Source organism: Nocardiopsis sp. NPDC057823 (genome assembly GCF_042797335.1).
Lineage (GTDB): Bacteria > Actinomycetota > Actinomycetes > Streptosporangiales > Streptosporangiaceae > Nocardiopsis > Nocardiopsis changdeensis.
Map to the genome: position 1 here is coordinate 300,758 of NZ_JBHVLR010000002.1, position 16,044 is coordinate 316,801.

11 protein-coding genes are annotated in these 16,044 nt (G+C 75.9%); 5 read left to right on the forward strand and 6 right to left on the reverse strand.

Features of this window, described 5'->3' with window-relative positions; translation table 11 throughout:
- The first annotated feature begins 78 nt into the window (after positions 1-78).
- The 3 genes from ACFVNO_RS05640 (at position 79) to ACFVNO_RS05650 (ending at position 6,273) form a co-directional block, all read left to right on the forward strand.
- A complete protein-coding gene (locus ACFVNO_RS05640; protein ID WP_378889646.1) occupies positions 79-3,381 on the forward strand; it encodes a hypothetical protein in 3,303 nt (1,100 codons plus the stop codon).
- A 276-nt stretch (positions 3,382-3,657) separates the two neighbouring features.
- Positions 3,658-4,719, forward strand: a complete 1,062-nt coding sequence (locus ACFVNO_RS05645; RefSeq protein ID WP_378889649.1) for an SEC-C metal-binding domain-containing protein — start codon at positions 3,658-3,660, stop codon at positions 4,717-4,719.
- Positions 4,720-4,941: 222 nt separating this feature from the next.
- Positions 4,942-6,273 carry a DUF5685 family protein gene (locus ACFVNO_RS05650; RefSeq protein ID WP_378889652.1) on the forward strand — a complete coding sequence of 444 codons (1,332 nt, stop codon included), beginning with the start codon at positions 4,942-4,944 and terminating at the stop codon, positions 6,271-6,273.
- A 171-nt stretch (positions 6,274-6,444) separates the two neighbouring features.
- On the opposite strand, the gene ACFVNO_RS05655 is transcribed toward ACFVNO_RS05650, so the two are convergent.
- The 6 genes from ACFVNO_RS05655 to ACFVNO_RS05680 form a co-directional block, all read right to left on the reverse strand.
- Complete coding sequence (locus ACFVNO_RS05655) at positions 6,445-8,037, reverse strand: hypothetical protein (protein WP_378889655.1); 1,593 nt, start codon at positions 8,035-8,037, stop codon at positions 6,445-6,447.
- Between the two features lie 557 nt (positions 8,038-8,594).
- On the reverse strand, positions 8,595-9,089 hold the full coding sequence (locus tag ACFVNO_RS05660; protein ID WP_378889658.1) for a S24/S26 family peptidase: 495 nt from the start codon (positions 9,087-9,089) through the stop codon (positions 8,595-8,597).
- Entirely contained in the window at positions 9,086-11,008 is a 1,923-nt protein-coding gene (locus ACFVNO_RS05665; RefSeq protein WP_378889660.1) for an ABC transporter ATP-binding protein, read from the reverse strand. Before ACFVNO_RS05665 ends, ACFVNO_RS05660 begins: the two co-directional genes overlap by 4 nt.
- A complete protein-coding gene (locus tag ACFVNO_RS05670) occupies positions 11,008-11,565 on the reverse strand; it encodes a TlpA family protein disulfide reductase (protein ID WP_378889663.1) in 558 nt (185 codons plus the stop codon). Before ACFVNO_RS05670 ends, ACFVNO_RS05665 begins: the two co-directional genes overlap by 1 nt.
- A gap of 15 nt (positions 11,566-11,580) precedes the next feature.
- A complete protein-coding gene (locus tag ACFVNO_RS05675) occupies positions 11,581-12,144 on the reverse strand; it encodes a MauE/DoxX family redox-associated membrane protein (protein WP_378889666.1) in 564 nt (187 codons plus the stop codon).
- Positions 12,145-12,228: 84 nt separating this feature from the next.
- Positions 12,229-12,444, reverse strand: a complete 216-nt coding sequence (locus tag ACFVNO_RS05680) for a hypothetical protein (RefSeq protein WP_220562174.1) — start codon at positions 12,442-12,444, stop codon at positions 12,229-12,231.
- A gap of 900 nt (positions 12,445-13,344) precedes the next feature.
- Here ACFVNO_RS05680 and ACFVNO_RS05685 point away from each other — a divergent pair.
- Both ACFVNO_RS05685 and ACFVNO_RS05690 read left to right on the forward strand, forming a co-directional pair.
- Positions 13,345-14,289, forward strand: coding sequence for an SDR family oxidoreductase (locus tag ACFVNO_RS05685; protein ID WP_355255329.1), 945 nt, complete (start codon positions 13,345-13,347; stop codon positions 14,287-14,289).
- Between the two features lie 40 nt (positions 14,290-14,329).
- Entirely contained in the window at positions 14,330-15,679 is a 1,350-nt protein-coding gene (locus tag ACFVNO_RS05690; protein WP_378889670.1) for an MFS transporter, read from the forward strand.
- The last annotated feature ends 365 nt before the right edge of the window (positions 15,680-16,044 follow it).

Sequence of the window (16,044 nt, forward strand, 5' to 3'; positions counted from 1 at the left end):
TACCGGCGTTTGACCGGATACCTTCCCTAGAGGCGGCGGTCGGATCCCACCGCCCGGGCGACCCGCGGGGAGGGGCACTTGCCGGAGAGCACGTACCACCAGATCCACTTCGCCTGGGCCGATCCCACCCTGCTGGGACGCGTCGGCCCCGGACCCGCCTCCTCCTCCCTCACCGAGGACGAACGCCTCACCCTGCGCGCCTGGCGCAACCGCCTCCAGCCGGCCCTCACGGTCGACTACCGGGTGTGCATGCCCGACCCGGCCGAGCACCCCGAGACCCTGTGGGTGCGCGCCTACGAGGACGGACAGGCGGCGCTCGTCTACCGCTGGCCGGGGGACGTGGAGTCCGCGCACGCCTGGGCCATCGTCGGCCCGGCCGAGGGGCTCACCTTTCCGCGCGTCCTGAGCCTGCACGAGAACCCCAACACCCGCCCGCACCGCACCCGTCCGCCCGCCCCGGGGTGGGCGGCGATGCCGGTGCTGGACGCCCCCGAGCCCTGGGAGCGGTCGGCGGCGCCGGGCGCGGTGCGCGCCCGCGACCGCCGCGCGGCCGACCTCGCCGCCCCGCGCGGGGAGGAGCTGCTGGCGCTGGGGGTCGCGGCGGCGCTGGAGCGGCCCGACCTGCCGGTGCGGGTGTTCCTGGACCCGGGACGGGCGGACCTGTGGAACGCGGTGCAGCTGCGCTTCCTGTGGGGGCTGCACCGGAGCCTGTACGAGGTGCTGAGCCCGCGCGGGACGAGCCCGGCGCCGGGCTGGGAGTGGTCGCTGTCCACGTACGACCCGGTGCTGGAGGAGAGCCGCCAGCACATCGTCTTCGGGCCGCCGACGGGGGCGGCGGGGCCGCTGCTGCGGATGCCCGGGACCGGGTTCCGGACGGTGGCCGAGCGCCTGGTGGGCGTGCTGCGCGAGGAGGGCGGGGACGCGCTCGCGGAGCACCTCGCGGAGCGGGGCGTTCCGGACGCGCCGACGTTCGGGGAGCGCCGCGACCTCCTCGCCGACTGGCTGGACCCCCGCCCGTCGGCGCCCCGCGCCGGAGGCGGGAGTGGGGACGGTGACGACCGGCCGCTCGCCGCGGCGGTCGCCGCCGACGGCGCGGAGCCGGGCGCCGAGGCCGCTCCGGATGCGCCGGACCACCTGCCGGAGCCCCCGGTGGACACGCCTGTGCCGACGGTGCCCGCGGCGAAGGCGCCCGCGGCCCGCCCGGAGGGCGCCGCCCGCCTCCGCCGCTTCGTCACCGAGGGAGCCTTCGGGGGCGAGGACACCGACGCCGTGGCCACCGAGCACCCGGGCCCTATAGGTGCCGAGGCCCCCACCGGCCCCGCCGACGCGTCCGCTGCTTCCGGTGACCGGAACACCGGCCTCCCCGCCGGTGCCGAGCACACGGAGGGGCCGGTCGCCCCCGGCGGCCCCGCGCGCCCCACCGGCTCTGGAGAACCCGCCGACGACCCACTGGAAGCCGAGCCCCTTCCCCGGGAAGCCGCAGGTCCGGGCGATTCAGCCGATCCCGAACGCGCCGCGGCTGGCGAGGACGCAGGTGATGAGCCGCCGGTGGCCGAGCCCCTGCCACGCGTGCCTGCCGATTCGGCGGGGAGGGACGACGATCTGCCCGAGGCCGAGCCTCTGCCCGGGGTCCCTGCCGATTCGGGGGCTGCGGGCAGCGCTCGCCTTCCGGGGGCCGGGGAGGCTGCTGAGGCCGTGCCTGCGGATTCCCCCGATGTCCCCAAGGGTCCCACCAATCCCACGGGTCGCACGGACAGCGGCAGTGCGCTCCTCCCGTCGGCCGACCTCGACGGCCCCACCGACCCCATGGGTCGCACGGACAGCGGCAGTGCGCTCCTCCCGTCGGCCGACCTCGATGGTCCCACCGACCCTATGGGTCGCACGGACACCGGAAGCACGCCCCTCCCGTCGGCTGACCTCGACGGCCCCACCGACCCCACCCGCATCACGAGCACCGAAGGGCCGACGGGAACCTCCCGCTTCGCGGACCCCACGGACACCGCCGCGGCCGACGACGACCTCCCCGAGGCCGAATCCCTCCCCGGTGACACCGGCGGCGGTTCCGCGCCCCTGTCCTCCCCGTTCCGTAAGGCGTCCCCGGCCAGAGACCTCCCCGCCCGGGCCTGGGCGTCCAGGGAGGCCGCCGCCGAGGCCGCCTCGGCCCTGCCCGAGGTCGAGCCGCCCGGTACTGACGAGACCGGCCCCCAGGCACCCCCCGAGCCCTCGGTTCCCAGCGGCCGGGCCGCCGTGGAGCCACCCGATTCCGATCCCGACCCCGGCCCCGAGGAACCCCTCTGGCCCGGCCTCGCCCCCGCCTCCTCCGGCGGGGCGGACCCGGATGAGGCCCTGTGGCCGTCCGCCCCTCCGACCCCCGGCAGCGGGGCCGACGACGGTGCCCCCGGTCCGCACCGCCCCCGCATCGCGCCGACGCACACCGAGACGGCCACCGGCCCCGGACCCGAGCCCTCCTCCCCGGACGACCACCGGTCGGGGGAGGGGCGCCCGCCGCGCATCTTCGACGCCCCCGAACCCCGCAGGCCGCGCATCGCCCCCGCCGTCGATCCGGAACCCCCGCGGGACCCCGAGCCTCCAAGGGACACCGAACCCCCCGCCTCCGCCCGGCGTTCCCCCTCGCCCATCCGCACCGGCCTCTTCCGCAAGCGGACCACCCGCCGCGACACCCCCGCCGGCGGCACCCCCCGGGCCGCGGAACCGGACACGCCCCGCCCGGACGGCCGGGTCCGCGCGCTCGCCGAGGGCGCCTTCGGGGGCCGACCCACGCGGTCGACCCCGCAACCCCCCGACCCCGAGGAGTTCCCGCCCGCCGCGGAGCGCACCCCGGACGAGGCGCCGCCCCTCTTCCCCGACGCTTCCGAGCCCGATGCCGCCGCCGCTCCCCACCCCGAGCCCCCCGGCACCCCCGACTACGCCGCCGAGACCGCCCCCGAACCCTCCGAGCACGTCGCTCCGGAGGACAACTGGCCCACCCAGTACGTCGACCTCCCCCTGGACCGCCTGGAGCGCTGGCTCACCAAGTACGGCCCGGAGGAGGCCCGCATCGACCTCGTCGACGCCCGCGCCGCGGTCCGCGCCGAACGCTCCGAGCTCCAGCGCGTGCGCGACGAACGCGACCACTACCACGCCGAACTCCAGGACTCCCGCCGCGAGGTCGCCCGACTGGACCGTTCCTGGATCGATCGGGAGGACGACGACGAACCCCTCGCCACCGGTTCCCCGCAGCGCCGGTGGCCCGTCCGCGCACTGGTGGCGCTGCTCCTGTTCGCCTTCCTCGTCACCGGCCTGGAAGCCGGGGCCCGCTTCGGCGTCGGCGCCCTCGACCTCCTCGGGCGACTGGCCGACGCCCCCTGGTGGCCGCTCTGATCCGTCCGGGAGGCCGCGCCGCCCACCCCCCGCACCGACCGGCACCGGCGGGGGCGGCCGCCCCCGCCGCTCGCCGTCGACCCACCGGTCATGCGGTGGGCCGTCGCGCGGACGGGCGCACGACGCTCCGCCCGGCACCGCTCCCACCCGGGCCTGCCCCCGCAGTGCGGTCCCCGCGTGCGGCCGACCCCTGAACGGGCTGTGACCTTCCGCTGCTTTCCCCGGCCCCGCCCGCGTGCGGCGCGGCCGGGGGACACCCGCTCCTAACCTGGAGGGATGACAGGAACACCGCCGGTCCCCGCCCTCCCGCAGCCGCTGCTGGACGCGGTCCACGCCCTTCCCCTGCCCGAACACCGGCGCGCCGCGCTCGCCGCCGCCCCGGACGCGCACCTCCTCCTCGACGCCGCGGTGGACCTGGGCGACACCGACCCCGGCGGTGCCCGCGCCCTCCTCGACGCCCTTCGCTCCCACGCCCCGCAGGAGGCGCACCGCCAGTACGCGACCCACGCGCTCGCCGCCCTCCTGCGCCGCCGGGGCGACGCGGACACGGCCGACCGGCTCATCGCCGGCCTCCTCGACTCCGGCCGCCTCGACCGGGTCCTCGCCCTCCTCCTCGCCGAGGAGTTCGCCGCCGACGGCGCCCTCGAACGCGCCCTGAACTGCTACAACATCGCCTGTCGCAGCATCCTGACCGGCCCGGCCGAGACCGTCGCCGACCTCAACCGCATCGGCCTGATGCCCCTTCTGGGCCGGGCCGCGGTCCGCGAACGCCTCGGCCTCACCCCCGACGGCCACGACCTGGCCGCCCGCGAGGCCGACCGCCACCTGCCCGACGCGGCAGCCGAACTCCGCCGTATGGCGGGCGACACCGCCGCCCCCGACCTCCCCCTCCCCGAGGCCTTCTCCGGCTCCTTCCCCCAGGACACCGCCGACCCCCGCCCGGTCCCGGAGACCGTGCGCGAGAACCACGCCTTCTTCCCCCACCCCGCCCTGGGCGAGGCGCGCGAACGCGGCCTGCTGCCCGCCGACCCCGATTCCGACTCCGGCGACCCGGCCGCCCACCACCACGCCGTCGAACTCACCCTGCGCGCCCAGGCCCGCGGATTCCCGGACGTGCGACTGGGCACGATCCCGGTCACCCCGGCCGAGATCGCGGACTTCGCCGCCGAACACGGCCTCGACCCGGCCGACCCGGGCACCCTCCGCGCCTGGGTCTCGGCGGTCCCGGCGCCGGACTCCCCGCACGTCGCGCCCTGGCCGCCCGAGCGCAACCACCCCTGCTGGTGCGGCTCCGGCCGCAAGTACAAGAAGTGCTGCGGCTCCGCCTCCCTGCGCTGACCCGCCCGGCCGCCCACCCACCCGCCCGTCCGGCCCCCGGCCGTCCGTCCCTCCGGCGGCACCGGGACGGACCGGGGCACGGCGCGCCCCCTGACCGGGGAGCCCCAGGCGGGCGCCGGGGGCGGCACCGCCGCCCCCGTTCGCGTTCCGCCGGAACCCGGAGCCCGTCCACGGCATCGAACCGTCGTCCCATCGCGACGATCCGGAAGTGAGATGGCGCCCGTGTTCGGAATCCTGCGCCCCTGTCGCCACACCCTGCCCGACGGACTGGCCGACGAGTGGATGGCCCACATGTGCGGGCTGTGCCTGGCCCTACGCGACGACCACGGCCAGGTCTCCCGGATCGCCACCAACTACGACGGCCTGGTCATCTCCGTGCTCACCGCCGCCCAGGCCCCGGAACAGGCCGGGACCCGCCGGGCCGGACGCTGCCCGCTGCGCGGCATGCGCGGGGCGCAGGCCGCCGACGGCGCGGGCGCCCACCTGGCCGCAGCGGTGTCCCTGATGCTGGCCTCGGCCAAGATCACCGACCACATCGAGGACGGCGACGGCGTCTACGCCCGCCGCGGCGTCCGCGCCCTCGCGGGCCGGATGGCCGAACGCTGGCGGCGCGGCGCCACCGCCTCCGGCGACGGGCTCGGCCTCGACGGCTCCGCCCTCCTCGCGGTCATCGACCGCCAGCGCGAACTCGAGCTCTCCGCCGGGCCCGGCACCGACGTCCTCACCGTCACCGCCCCGACCGAGGAGGCCACCGGCGAGGCGTTCGCGCACACCGCCGCCCTGGCGGGCCGCCCGGCCAACGCCGAGCCGCTGCGCGAGGCGGGCCGCCTCTTCGGCCGCATCGCCCACCTCCTCGACGCCGTCGAGGACCTGGAGGAGGACCGGACCCGCGGAGCGTGGAACCCGCTCGCCGCCACCGGCACCGGCCTGGACCGGGCCCGCGAACTGTGCGACGATGCTGCGCTGGGCGTCCGCCTGGCCCTGGCGGAGACCGCCTTCACCGACGACCGCCTGGTCCGCGCCCTCCTGGAACGCGAACTCGGCCGCGCCGTCGACCGCGTCTTCTCCCAGGCCGGCCACCACCCCGGCCACGGCCACCCGCACCCCGGACGGCATCCGCATCCGGGACAACACCCCCACCCCGGGCAGCAGCCGTACCCCGGGCAGTACCCGGCCGGCGGCCCCTACCACCCCCGGGGCCACCACCCCCACGGCCACCAGGACCAGAACCGCAAGCGACGCCGCGACGACAGCGGCACCTCCGGCGACGGCTACGACTCCTACTCGTCCGGCGGAGGGGACCGCGGCGGCCGCGACAAGGACGGCGGCGGCTGCTGTGAGTCGTGCACCTGCGGAACGCCGCGGCTGCACCACCCGCCCAAGCGCCGGGGCCCCATCGCCGGTTGCGCGGTGGCGCTGTTCATGTGCTGCACCTGCCAGCTCTGCTGCCGCGACCCCCACCCGGGGCCGTGGTCGGGCAAGCGGCGCGACGCCTGGTGCGACGGCTGCGACTGCCCGGACTGCAACTGCGACTGCTGCTGTTGCTGCGGCTGACCGCGGTCCCGCGGTTCCCGTCGGCCTCTCCGGCGGGTCCCGGCGCCGGGTGCCGCCCCTCTGGGCGGCGGCCCGGCGGCGGTCGGCCACCCCCGGCGGCGGACGCCCCGGGAGGCGACGAACGCCCCGGCCGGGCACGGGGGGACGGCCCGGACCGCGCGCTCCCACCCCTCAGCCCCGACGGGCCCGGGCCCTGTCCGCCGCCCGGCGCGCGGCCTTCGCCACCCGGGCGTCCGGATGCAGGCGGCCCAGCGCCTCCAGGGCCGTCAGGGCCCCGGGGTGATCCACCCGCCACACCCGTTCCTGCCCGGACAGGAGGATCTCGCCGAGGACGTCCGTCCCCTCACCGGACCCGGGGCCGAGCAGTTCCCCGACGTGCTCCTCGCCCAGGGCCAGCAGCCCGGACACCGTGTCGATCGTCCACCAGGGGCCGTACTCGGCGAGCAGGTCCAGATGCTCCCCGGGCGGGGTCCCGGGCAGGGCCATCAGCGCCCCGGCCGCCAGGCCGGCCACCTCGGCGCTCGCGGATCCGAGCAGGGCGCGCAGCTCCGGCGCGGCTCCATCGCCCACCGCGACCAGCACCGACACCCCGATCGTGCGGCGCAGCGCCCCCCGCGGCCCGGGCTCGGCGGCCGCGGCCGCGATCTCCCGGACCGCCTCGGCGGCCGTCCGCCCGGCCAGCCACGGCCCGATCTCGGCGTCGTGCCGGGACGGGGGCAGGGTGCTCAGCCTGTCGAGGAGACCGGCGGTCTCGGAACCGGAGCCCCGCCCCGCGGCTCCGGCATCCCGGCCCCCGGCACCTGCGCCGAACACGCCGACCCCGTCGCCCCGGTCGGTTCCGGCGCGCGGGGCGGGCACCGCGCCCCCGGAGGCCGGTTCCCCACGCGGTCCGTCCCCGGGCCCCAGCGACCGCATCCCGTGCCGCCCCAGCGCGGTGAGCACCACCGCGCCGTCGACCGGCTCTGTCGACGCCGCCTCCTGGGCACCCGGCCAGAGCGGCAGGGGCGAGCGCCCGCGGCCGAGCCGGTGCGGGACCAGGAGCCCGGCGGGGGAGGACCCGACCAGCCGGACCGCACCGACCCGGGCCAACCGCACCACACCGGCGTACACCGTCTCGGCCGCCACCGCGCGGGCCCGACGCTCCGGCTCCGCCGGGCGGCGGCCGCGGCGCAGGTGCCACGCCAGGTCGACCAGCCGCGTCAGCGGCACCGCGGTGGCCTCGGGCACCTCCCGCAGCACGTGCAGGACGGCCGGCAGGGCCTCGCCCCCGCCGACCTCCCGCCCGGGGACCTCGTCGCCCTCCACGGCCGACAGGAACAGGGCCTCCCACACGGGCAGGAGCCCATCGGTCCGCCCGTCCGCGAACCCGGGGGCGGGGCGCGCCTCCCGGGCGTCCACCTCGATGACCCCCAGCTCCACCGCCGCACGCCACAGGGCGGCGAACTCCGGCAGGTCCCCGGCGCCGCCCAGCCTCCGCAACCGGTCGGCGCGATCGGCCGCGGCCGCCTCCGTGACCGCGGGCCACAGACCCAGCTCCTCCACCGCGGCGCGCACGTCGTCGGCGCCGAGTGTCCCGGCACGGGTCAGCGGCCTGCACGGGGAGACCCACCGGGCCAGGTCCAGCAGGTCGCGCAGGGGAACGGTCCGCGCGGCGGCCCGCGCCGGCCCCGTCCCGTCCGGCAGCGCGAACGCGACGCGGCCGCCCATGCCCCAGCCCGACATCGGCAGCGACTCCTCGAATCCGCCGTACCCGGGCTCGGCCACGACCCCCCGGGCCGCACACTCACCGACACCCCCGGTGCCGCCGCCGGTCCCCGCCGCCGAGGGGTGCGCACCCCCGGGGGCGACCCGCGGCCGGACCGGCCGACCGCCGTCCGTGCCCGCGTACACCATTCCCGCCCCCGCTCCATCGCACCTTCCGCGATGACCGCGTCACCGCGCGCAACGACCACCGTTCTACCGCCCACGGGGCGGCTCCGGGGGCGGTTTCGTGCAATCCGAGTTCGTATTCCGCAACGGTCCGCCCCTATCCGGCACGGGTCCCCGCAACAACCCGCACCCGCCCCTCCCGGCGGGCCGAAACCCCCGCCCGCGCCGACCGGCTCCGATACGCGTCCGCTCCATCGGCGGCGCGCCTTCTCGGGACCGGCCGGTAGCAGGCCCTCTCACGTCCCGGGGCCCGCCCATCGCTTCTCGCTCCGCCGACGGCGCGCCTGCCCGGTGCCGACCGGTCGCAGACCTCGGCACATCCCGGGGCTCACCCATCGCGTTCGCTCCGCCGACGGCGCGCCTGCCCGGTGCCGACCGGTCGCAGGCCCCCGTCACACCCCGGGGGACCCGCCCATCGCCTCCGGTCCACCGGAAACGGACGCCATCCGCCGGACCACCACCCCCAGGACCTGCCCCTCGGGGCAGGGCCCGTGCACCCGGGAGTCCGTGCTCAGCACGTTGTCGCCCAGCAGCGCCACATGCCCCCGCGGGCACGCCCCCCGGAGGCCGACCTCCACCGGGTACCGGTCGCCTCCCAGGGCGACCACCCGCTTGATGTACCACCCCCGGCCGGTGACCCTCCCGTCCAACGGGGCCGCCCCGCGCCAACCGGTCACCGGGTCGGGCTCGCCCACGACCACCACGTCGTCCGCCGCCATGCCGGACACGCCGCGCCTGACCAGCACCCGGTCCCCGGGCCGGTAGGTCGGCTCCATGCTCGTCCCCCGCACCGTGATCACCACGTAGCGGCTGCGCAACCGCCAGGCCGCCGCCCCCAGGGCGGCGAGCGCCAGCACCACCGGCCCCACCACCGCGACCACGATCACGCCATCACCTCGTTCGGTTCCGCAGGAGGGCCGCCGGGCGCGTCGCCGCCGGTGTACCCCTCCGCCTGGAGGGAGAACAGCCGGGCGTACTCCCCGCCCCGGGCCATCAGCTCCCCGTGGTCGCCCCGCTCGGTGACCACACCGTCCTCGAGGACCACGATCCGGTCCGCGCCGCGTACCGCGCCCAGCCGGTGGGAGATCATCACCGTCGCCGTCCCCGCGCGCAGGGTCCGCAGCCGGTCCTGGACCTCCCGCTCGGCCTCCGGGTCCAGCCCCGAGGTCGGCTCGTCCACGATCAGCAGGTCCCGGCCCCGCCGCATCATCGACCGCGCGATCGCGAGCTTCTGCCACTGGCCGCCCGACAGGGTCGTGCCCGACTCCGTGTCCTCGTCCCCGTCCTCCGACTGGTAGAAGACGCGGGAGAGCATCGTGTCGTACCCGTGCGGCAGCTCCCCGATGAACCCGTCCGCCCCGGCCGTCCGGGCGGCCTCGCGGATCCGGTCGCCGTCGTCCCCGTCCTCCAGGGCCCCGAGCGCGATGTTCTCCCGCACCGGCAGCTCGTACGACATGAAGTCCTGGAAGACCGCGCTCATCCGGCTCCGCAGCGCGCCGAGGTCCATCTCGCGCAGGTCCGTCCCGTCCCACAGCACCCGGCCCCGGGTCGGGTCGTACATGCGGCACAGGAGCTTGACCAGGGTGCTCTTGCCTGCGCCGTTGAGCCCCACCAGGGCCAGCGACCCCTCCGCGGGGATGGTCAGCGACACCCCCCTGAGCACCCACGGCCCGTCGTCGGTGTACCGGAACCACACGTCCTCCAGCTCGATCCCCTCGCGCAGCCGCCCGACGGGACGCGGATCGGCCGGGACCGGGAGGTCCGAGGGCGTGGAGACCACGTCCTGGTAGTGGCCCATCAGCAGCAGGGCCTGGTAGGCGCCGGTCAGGCTCCCGACGATGCCGCCCAGGGACGACTGGACCCCCGCGACCGCCGCGATGAACGCCGACACGTCACCGATCGTGAACTCTCCGCGCAGCGCGCCCGCCACCATCCACACCAGGCCGCCCGCCGACACCAGCGCGCCCAGCAGGGCCAGGGGCCCGTGCCCGAGGACCGCTCTGCGGTCCAGGCGCTCCTCGGCGCCGTTGATCCGGAGCAGCTCACCGCGCATCCGCCGCAGCAGGAACCCCCCGGCGCCGAACAGGCGGGTCTCCTTGATCGCCGCCGGGTCCAGCATCAGCTGCTGGTAGAACATCTGCCGGCGCATGCGCGGACTCATCCGCCACAGCATCCCGGCCCGCTCGCGGTCGAGCATCATCTGCACGAACAGCATCGGCAGTGCGGACACCACCGTGATCGCCGTGATCACGGGGCTGATGGTCAGGAGGATCCCGAGGAAGCCCGTGATCGTCAGGGCCCAGCGCACGGTTCCGAACAGCGACCCGAGGATCTCCTCCGGAGCGGTGGTCGCCGCCGTCTGCGCCATCCGCAACCGGTCCAGGAACGCCGGGTCCTCGAACCGGCGCAGCCCGGCGATCCGGTCGACCGCGCCGTACAGGCGCTCCTGCACGAGCAGCGCCACCGCGCGCTTCAGACGCGAGCTCAGGTAGGTCAGCACGTACTCGGACAGCGCGGAGACCAGGGTGAACACCCCGAGGAGCACCACGAGCAGCAGGGGCGCCTCCGCCAGCGGCCCCGGGACGCCTTCGGCGCCGTCACCGGACTGGAGGATGTCCAGGAGCCACTTGGTGACGAGGGTGGCCCCGGCGGGGAGGACGCCGGCCGCCACCGTCAGGACGGAGTACAGGACCAGCGACCAGGGGGCCGCCCGCCAGGCGATCTCCAGCGAGCGGAGGGCCCGCGCACACGCGGCGCGCGGGCCCATCCCGTCCCGTGGGGCGGACCCGGGCGCGTCCGAGGGCATCAGGCCTCCAGGAAGGCGGCCGCGACGCTCCTGACCTCCACACCGGAGCGGACCACCACACCGTCGGCGTCGGCGAGGATGACGGCGGGGATGCCGCCGGGGGAGAACGCCAGGCCGACCTCGTCGCCGAGGCTCTGCATGACGATGGTGGCGTGCCCCTCCAGGACGGAGGTGTAGGCGTCCGCGTCGGCCTCGGGGTCCTCGTGCCCCACGAACGCGATGACCTGCTCGGGGGACAGGCCCGCCCGCCGGGCGAAGTCCACCAGGGGCTGGAGCTGCTTCTTGCAGGTGCCGCAGCTCGTGTCGAAGAACGCGTACACCGCCCGGTCGCCGAGCCGCTCCTTGGCGGAGATCTCGACCCCGTCCGTGGTCGTGGCGGTGAAGTCCGGGACGGGCCGGCCTGCCGGAACCTCCTCCAGGTCCGGGAATTCGGGGAACGTCCCTCCCCGCCCGGGGTCCTCCAACCGACGTAGGCGGCGCACCAGCGCCATGGTCAGCACCAGGTTGAACAGCGTGAGAGCGGTCAGTACCACGACCGCCGCGACGAGGACTCCCATCACGTTCTCCAGGTTCTATGCGTGGGGGAGGGGCGCGGACGGCGTGCCGCCCGCCCCGGGGCCGAAGAGGTCGACGAGGTCGTCGAAGTAGAACGTCACCGCCGTGACCGCGACGGCGGCCGCCAGCGTCACGGCCGCCCCGCCCGGCGTCGGGAGCGCGGGGCCGAGCGCGAGGGAGCACCCCAGGCCGGCGGCGGCGAGCACGGTCAGTACGGCGTTGCGCCACACGTGCGGCCACCCCAGCGCGGATTCGGCCTTGCCGAAGCACGAGCACGTGACGGCCTTCTCCGCGCGTACGGAGTACAGGGCGAGCAGGGCGAAGGCCGTGAACAGAACGGTGGCCGCGATGAGGGCGGGCACCCTCGCCCACGCCCCGGCGAGCAGGGCGGCGCCCACGAGCAGTTCGACCGCGACGTGCGCGAGGGAGGCGGCACGGGCGGGGAAGCGCCGGACACGAAGGCGTCCGGCCAGGTCCGCCCAGGTCCGGAGGTTGGCGTCACCGCGGACCTTGGACAGCCCGGAGGTGAGGAGGATCCCGGCGACCGCGGTCTGCAGGAAGAACGTGGTGAGTACGAGCAAGGGGGTCCGCTTCACGGTTCGCGGGGGCGGGGGAGGAGGGGCGGGCGCGGCCCCGCCCTGCGGCGGGACCGCGCCGACCGGGGGTCAGCAGTCGCAGGCGATGGTCACCCACGAGCTGCAACGGGCGTCGCCGCCCTGCAGGCAGCACTCGCGGCGCTGCCTGTACACGCGCCGGGGACAGGTGCTGCTGACGCAGCGGTACTGGTAGCCGCACGGGGCGGCGGCCGCCTGGGCCTCGGCCCGGGGGGTGAAGCGTTCGAGGATCCGGTCGGCGAAACGAAGGAGGGGGGATGCCTTCATGGGACAACCTTTCTCTCACCACGCCCTACTGCGGGGTGATGGCAGAACCTTAAAGGTTGAATGTCCAATTGCGCCAGGTTCGTCGACTCGGTCTCCAGAAGTTAACACGGGCAACGGGAACTACAGGAACACCAGAAACCGCAGAAACATTTGAAACAGTGGAAACGGCGGGGTCGGCAGGGGCGGTGGGAGCAAGGGTCGGTGGAACCGTGCATTCCATGATCCCATCAACCGAGGTGTGGCGGGGGTCGTGCCTGGTCGGGGAGACGCGGCCGATCGGCGCCGGGTGAACCTGTCGCGGGGGCCTTTTCGCCCCCCGGGGTATCGCCGCGTTTTCGTGGCGGAGGCCGGTTCCGATGGCTCCGCGCACATGAAAAAGCGAGTGACTGTATCGCCTTTTCCATTCGCCCACGGTGTTCGGGAAATCCGGGAATTCTCCGGGGGTGTGGCGTTTTTCGGGACGTGGCTTTTTTCGGGACGTGGTACCGGAACGGTGAAGGCAACCCCGATCCCGGCCGTTCCCGTACCGCCGTCGGCGACCACTCCCTCCCCGAGGGCTCCTCCGGTTCCGGTGTCCCGGTGCCCCGACCGCGACGAACCCCGTGGGGAACGCAGGGGAGGCCCGGCGAACCTGTGATCGCGAGGCCCTGGATAGGTCCGTGCCGTCCGCCCAGGATCGGTGCCACGGCTCGAACGGGACCCCGGGACGCGACCGGACGCGTCGCCCACCGCCACCCGGCCCCGGGCCGGACCGGCCGCGGGAGACCACGACCGGTGCCCCCGGCGGCACCGGCGGCGCGACCGCCCGCACCGGTACCGCCCGCACGGGCCGAAGACCCCGGGACCCGGCGGCGACAGCCCGCCGGCCGCCCCGCGACCACGACCTCGAGGAGCAGGACCATGCCACGCCGACCCATCCACATCACCATGCCGGACCTGACCGGGAAGCGCGCCGTCGTCACCGGCGCGAGCGACGGGATGGGCCTGGGAATGGCCCTCCAGCTCGCAGCGGCGGGCGCCGAGGTGATCATGCCGGTCCGCAACCCGGACAAGGGCGCGGCCGCGATCGCCGAGATCCGGAACACCGCGCCCGGCGCCGACGTCTCGCTGCGCAGCCTCGACCTGTCCTCGCTCGACTCGGTCGCGGCCCTCGGCGACACCCTGCGCGGGGAGGCCCGGCCGATCCACATCCTCATCAACAACGCCGGCGTGATGCGGCCCCCGGGGCGGCAGACCACGGCCGACGGGTTCGAGCTGCAGTTCGGCACCAACCACCTCGGCCACTTCGCCCTGGTCGCCCGCCTCCTCCCGCTGCTGCGCGCCGGCCGGGCCCGGGTCACCTCGCAGATCAGCGTGGCCGCGCGGCGGGGCGCCGTCAACTGGGGGGACCTGAACTGGCAGCGCTCCTACGACGAGATGCGCGCGTACAGCCAGTCCAAGATCGCGCTGGGACTGTTCGGCCTCGAACTGGACCGCCGCAGCACGGCCCACGGCTGGGGCATCACCAGCAACCTCTCCCACCCCGGGGTGGCCCCGACCAGCCTGCTGGCCGCCCGCCCCGAGATCGGCCGCGGCGAGGACACCCCGCACATCCGCCGGATCCGGGCCCTGTCGGCCCGCGGGATCCTGCTGGGCACCCTCGAGACCGCCAAGCTGCCCGCCCTCATGGCCGCGACCGTCCCCGACGCCGGGCGCGGCGAGCTCTACAGCCCCAGCGGCCCCGGCCGGCTCGGCGGCCCGCCGACCCGGCAGCGGCTGTACCCGCCGCTGCGCAGCGAACAGGAGGCCGCGCGCGTCTGGCGGACCTCGGAGGAACTGACCGAGGTCGCCTTCCCCGCCTCCTGACCGCCGCCCGCACCGCCACCCCACAGCCCACGGAGGCCGTATGAGCACCACCGCCCCCCGCCCGCCCCGCCCCAGAAGCCCCTGGTGGGTGATCATCGGCAGCGGCACCGCCAACGCCGTCGGCCCCCAGATGTACCTGGCCACCATCGGCCTGTTCGTACTGCCGATCGTCGAGGACACCGGGTTCGGCCGCACCACCGTCACCGGGGCGTTCTCGGTCGCGGCGGTCGGGATGGCCGTCGGCCTGGTCGTCGTCGCACAGCTCGTGGACCGCTTCGCCGCGCGCTACATCCTCGTACCGGGCTTCGTGCTGTTCGCGGCCTCGATGGCGCTGATCGGCCTGGTGCCGCCCATCGAGTGGGCCTACCTCGTCCCCTGCTTCTTCGTGGGCTTCTTCGGGGCAGCAACGGCCGTGCCCGCCACCCGGGCGGTGGTGAGCTGGTTCGACAACAACCGCGCCCTCGCCGTCGGGGTCGTGACGGGCATCATCGGACTGGGCTCGGCCCTGGCCCCGCTGCTGGCCGGAGCGCTCATCGAAAACGTCGGATGGCGGTCGGCGTACGGCCTCATGGCCCTGGTCTCGGTCCTGGTGTCGGTCACGATGGTCACCCTGTTCGTGCGCGCCCGCGCCGAACACCACGTCCGCGGACGGCTCGTCCGGGAGACCCGGTCCCGCGGACGCGACGTCAGCCTCGAACTCCCCGGCCTGACCGTCGGCGAGGCGCTCCGCACCCGGCGGTTCTGGGCCGTCGCCCTCGGCCTGGGCCTGGTCGGGGTCGTCGTCTACGGCCTCCAGGTCCACCTCGTGCCGATGATGACCGACCGCGGGCTCGCCCCCGAACAGGCGGGCACCCTGCTGGTCGTCTTCGGCCTCGCCTCGCTCGTGGGCCGGATCGCCGGCGGCCTCCTCCTCGACCGCGTGCACGCGACCGTCGTCGGCCCGATCGTGATCCTCGCCCCCATCGCCGGCATGCTCTTCCTGGAACCGCCCTTCGGCGCCGCCGCGGTCGCGGTCGCCTTCATCGGCGTCGCCTTCGGCATCGAGGGAGACCTGCTCGCCCTGCTCATCACCCGCTACCTGGGCACCCGCCACTTCGGCCGGATCCTGGGCCTGGTCCAGGCCGCGTTCCTCCTCGGCAGCGCGCTGGGGCCGCTCCTCCTCGGGCTCGGCTACGACCTGCTGGGCTCCTACGACCCCGTCATCCCCGTCCTCATGGGCGTCCTCGTCGCCGGCGCCGCCCTCATCGCGACCCTGGGCCCCTACGCCCACCCGGCCGTCGACGGCTTCGACCGCCTCGCCGCCCGCGACGAACTCGCCGCCGCCGAGGTCCTCAGCGACATCGCCGGAAGCGGCCACCCCGACCGCCCCCGGGCCCGCCCCCACACCTGACCACCCCGTCCGCCCGGCCACCCCCACCCGGGCGGACGCCCGTGTCCTTCCCGGACACCACGACCGAACAGCACCCTCTACCAGCCCGGATGCACCCGGCACCGACCACCGCTGCACACGTCTCCGGGACACACCGCGTCGACCCCGTGCCCGACGCCATCCAGTGCCGTATCCCGGAATCGCACCGGAACACCTTGATGTGGGAGGCACTGCGGAGAGGCCCGTTCCGTGGAGGCCGGGTGTCCGTAAAGCCCTACCGGGCAAGGGGTCCGTGCCTGCGCGGACACAGGAGAGTGGCCTTCGGCGGGGTACCCGGTACCGGCCCTCGCGGGGCACTGTGGGGACGGCTCGCCCGAGCCGGAGCC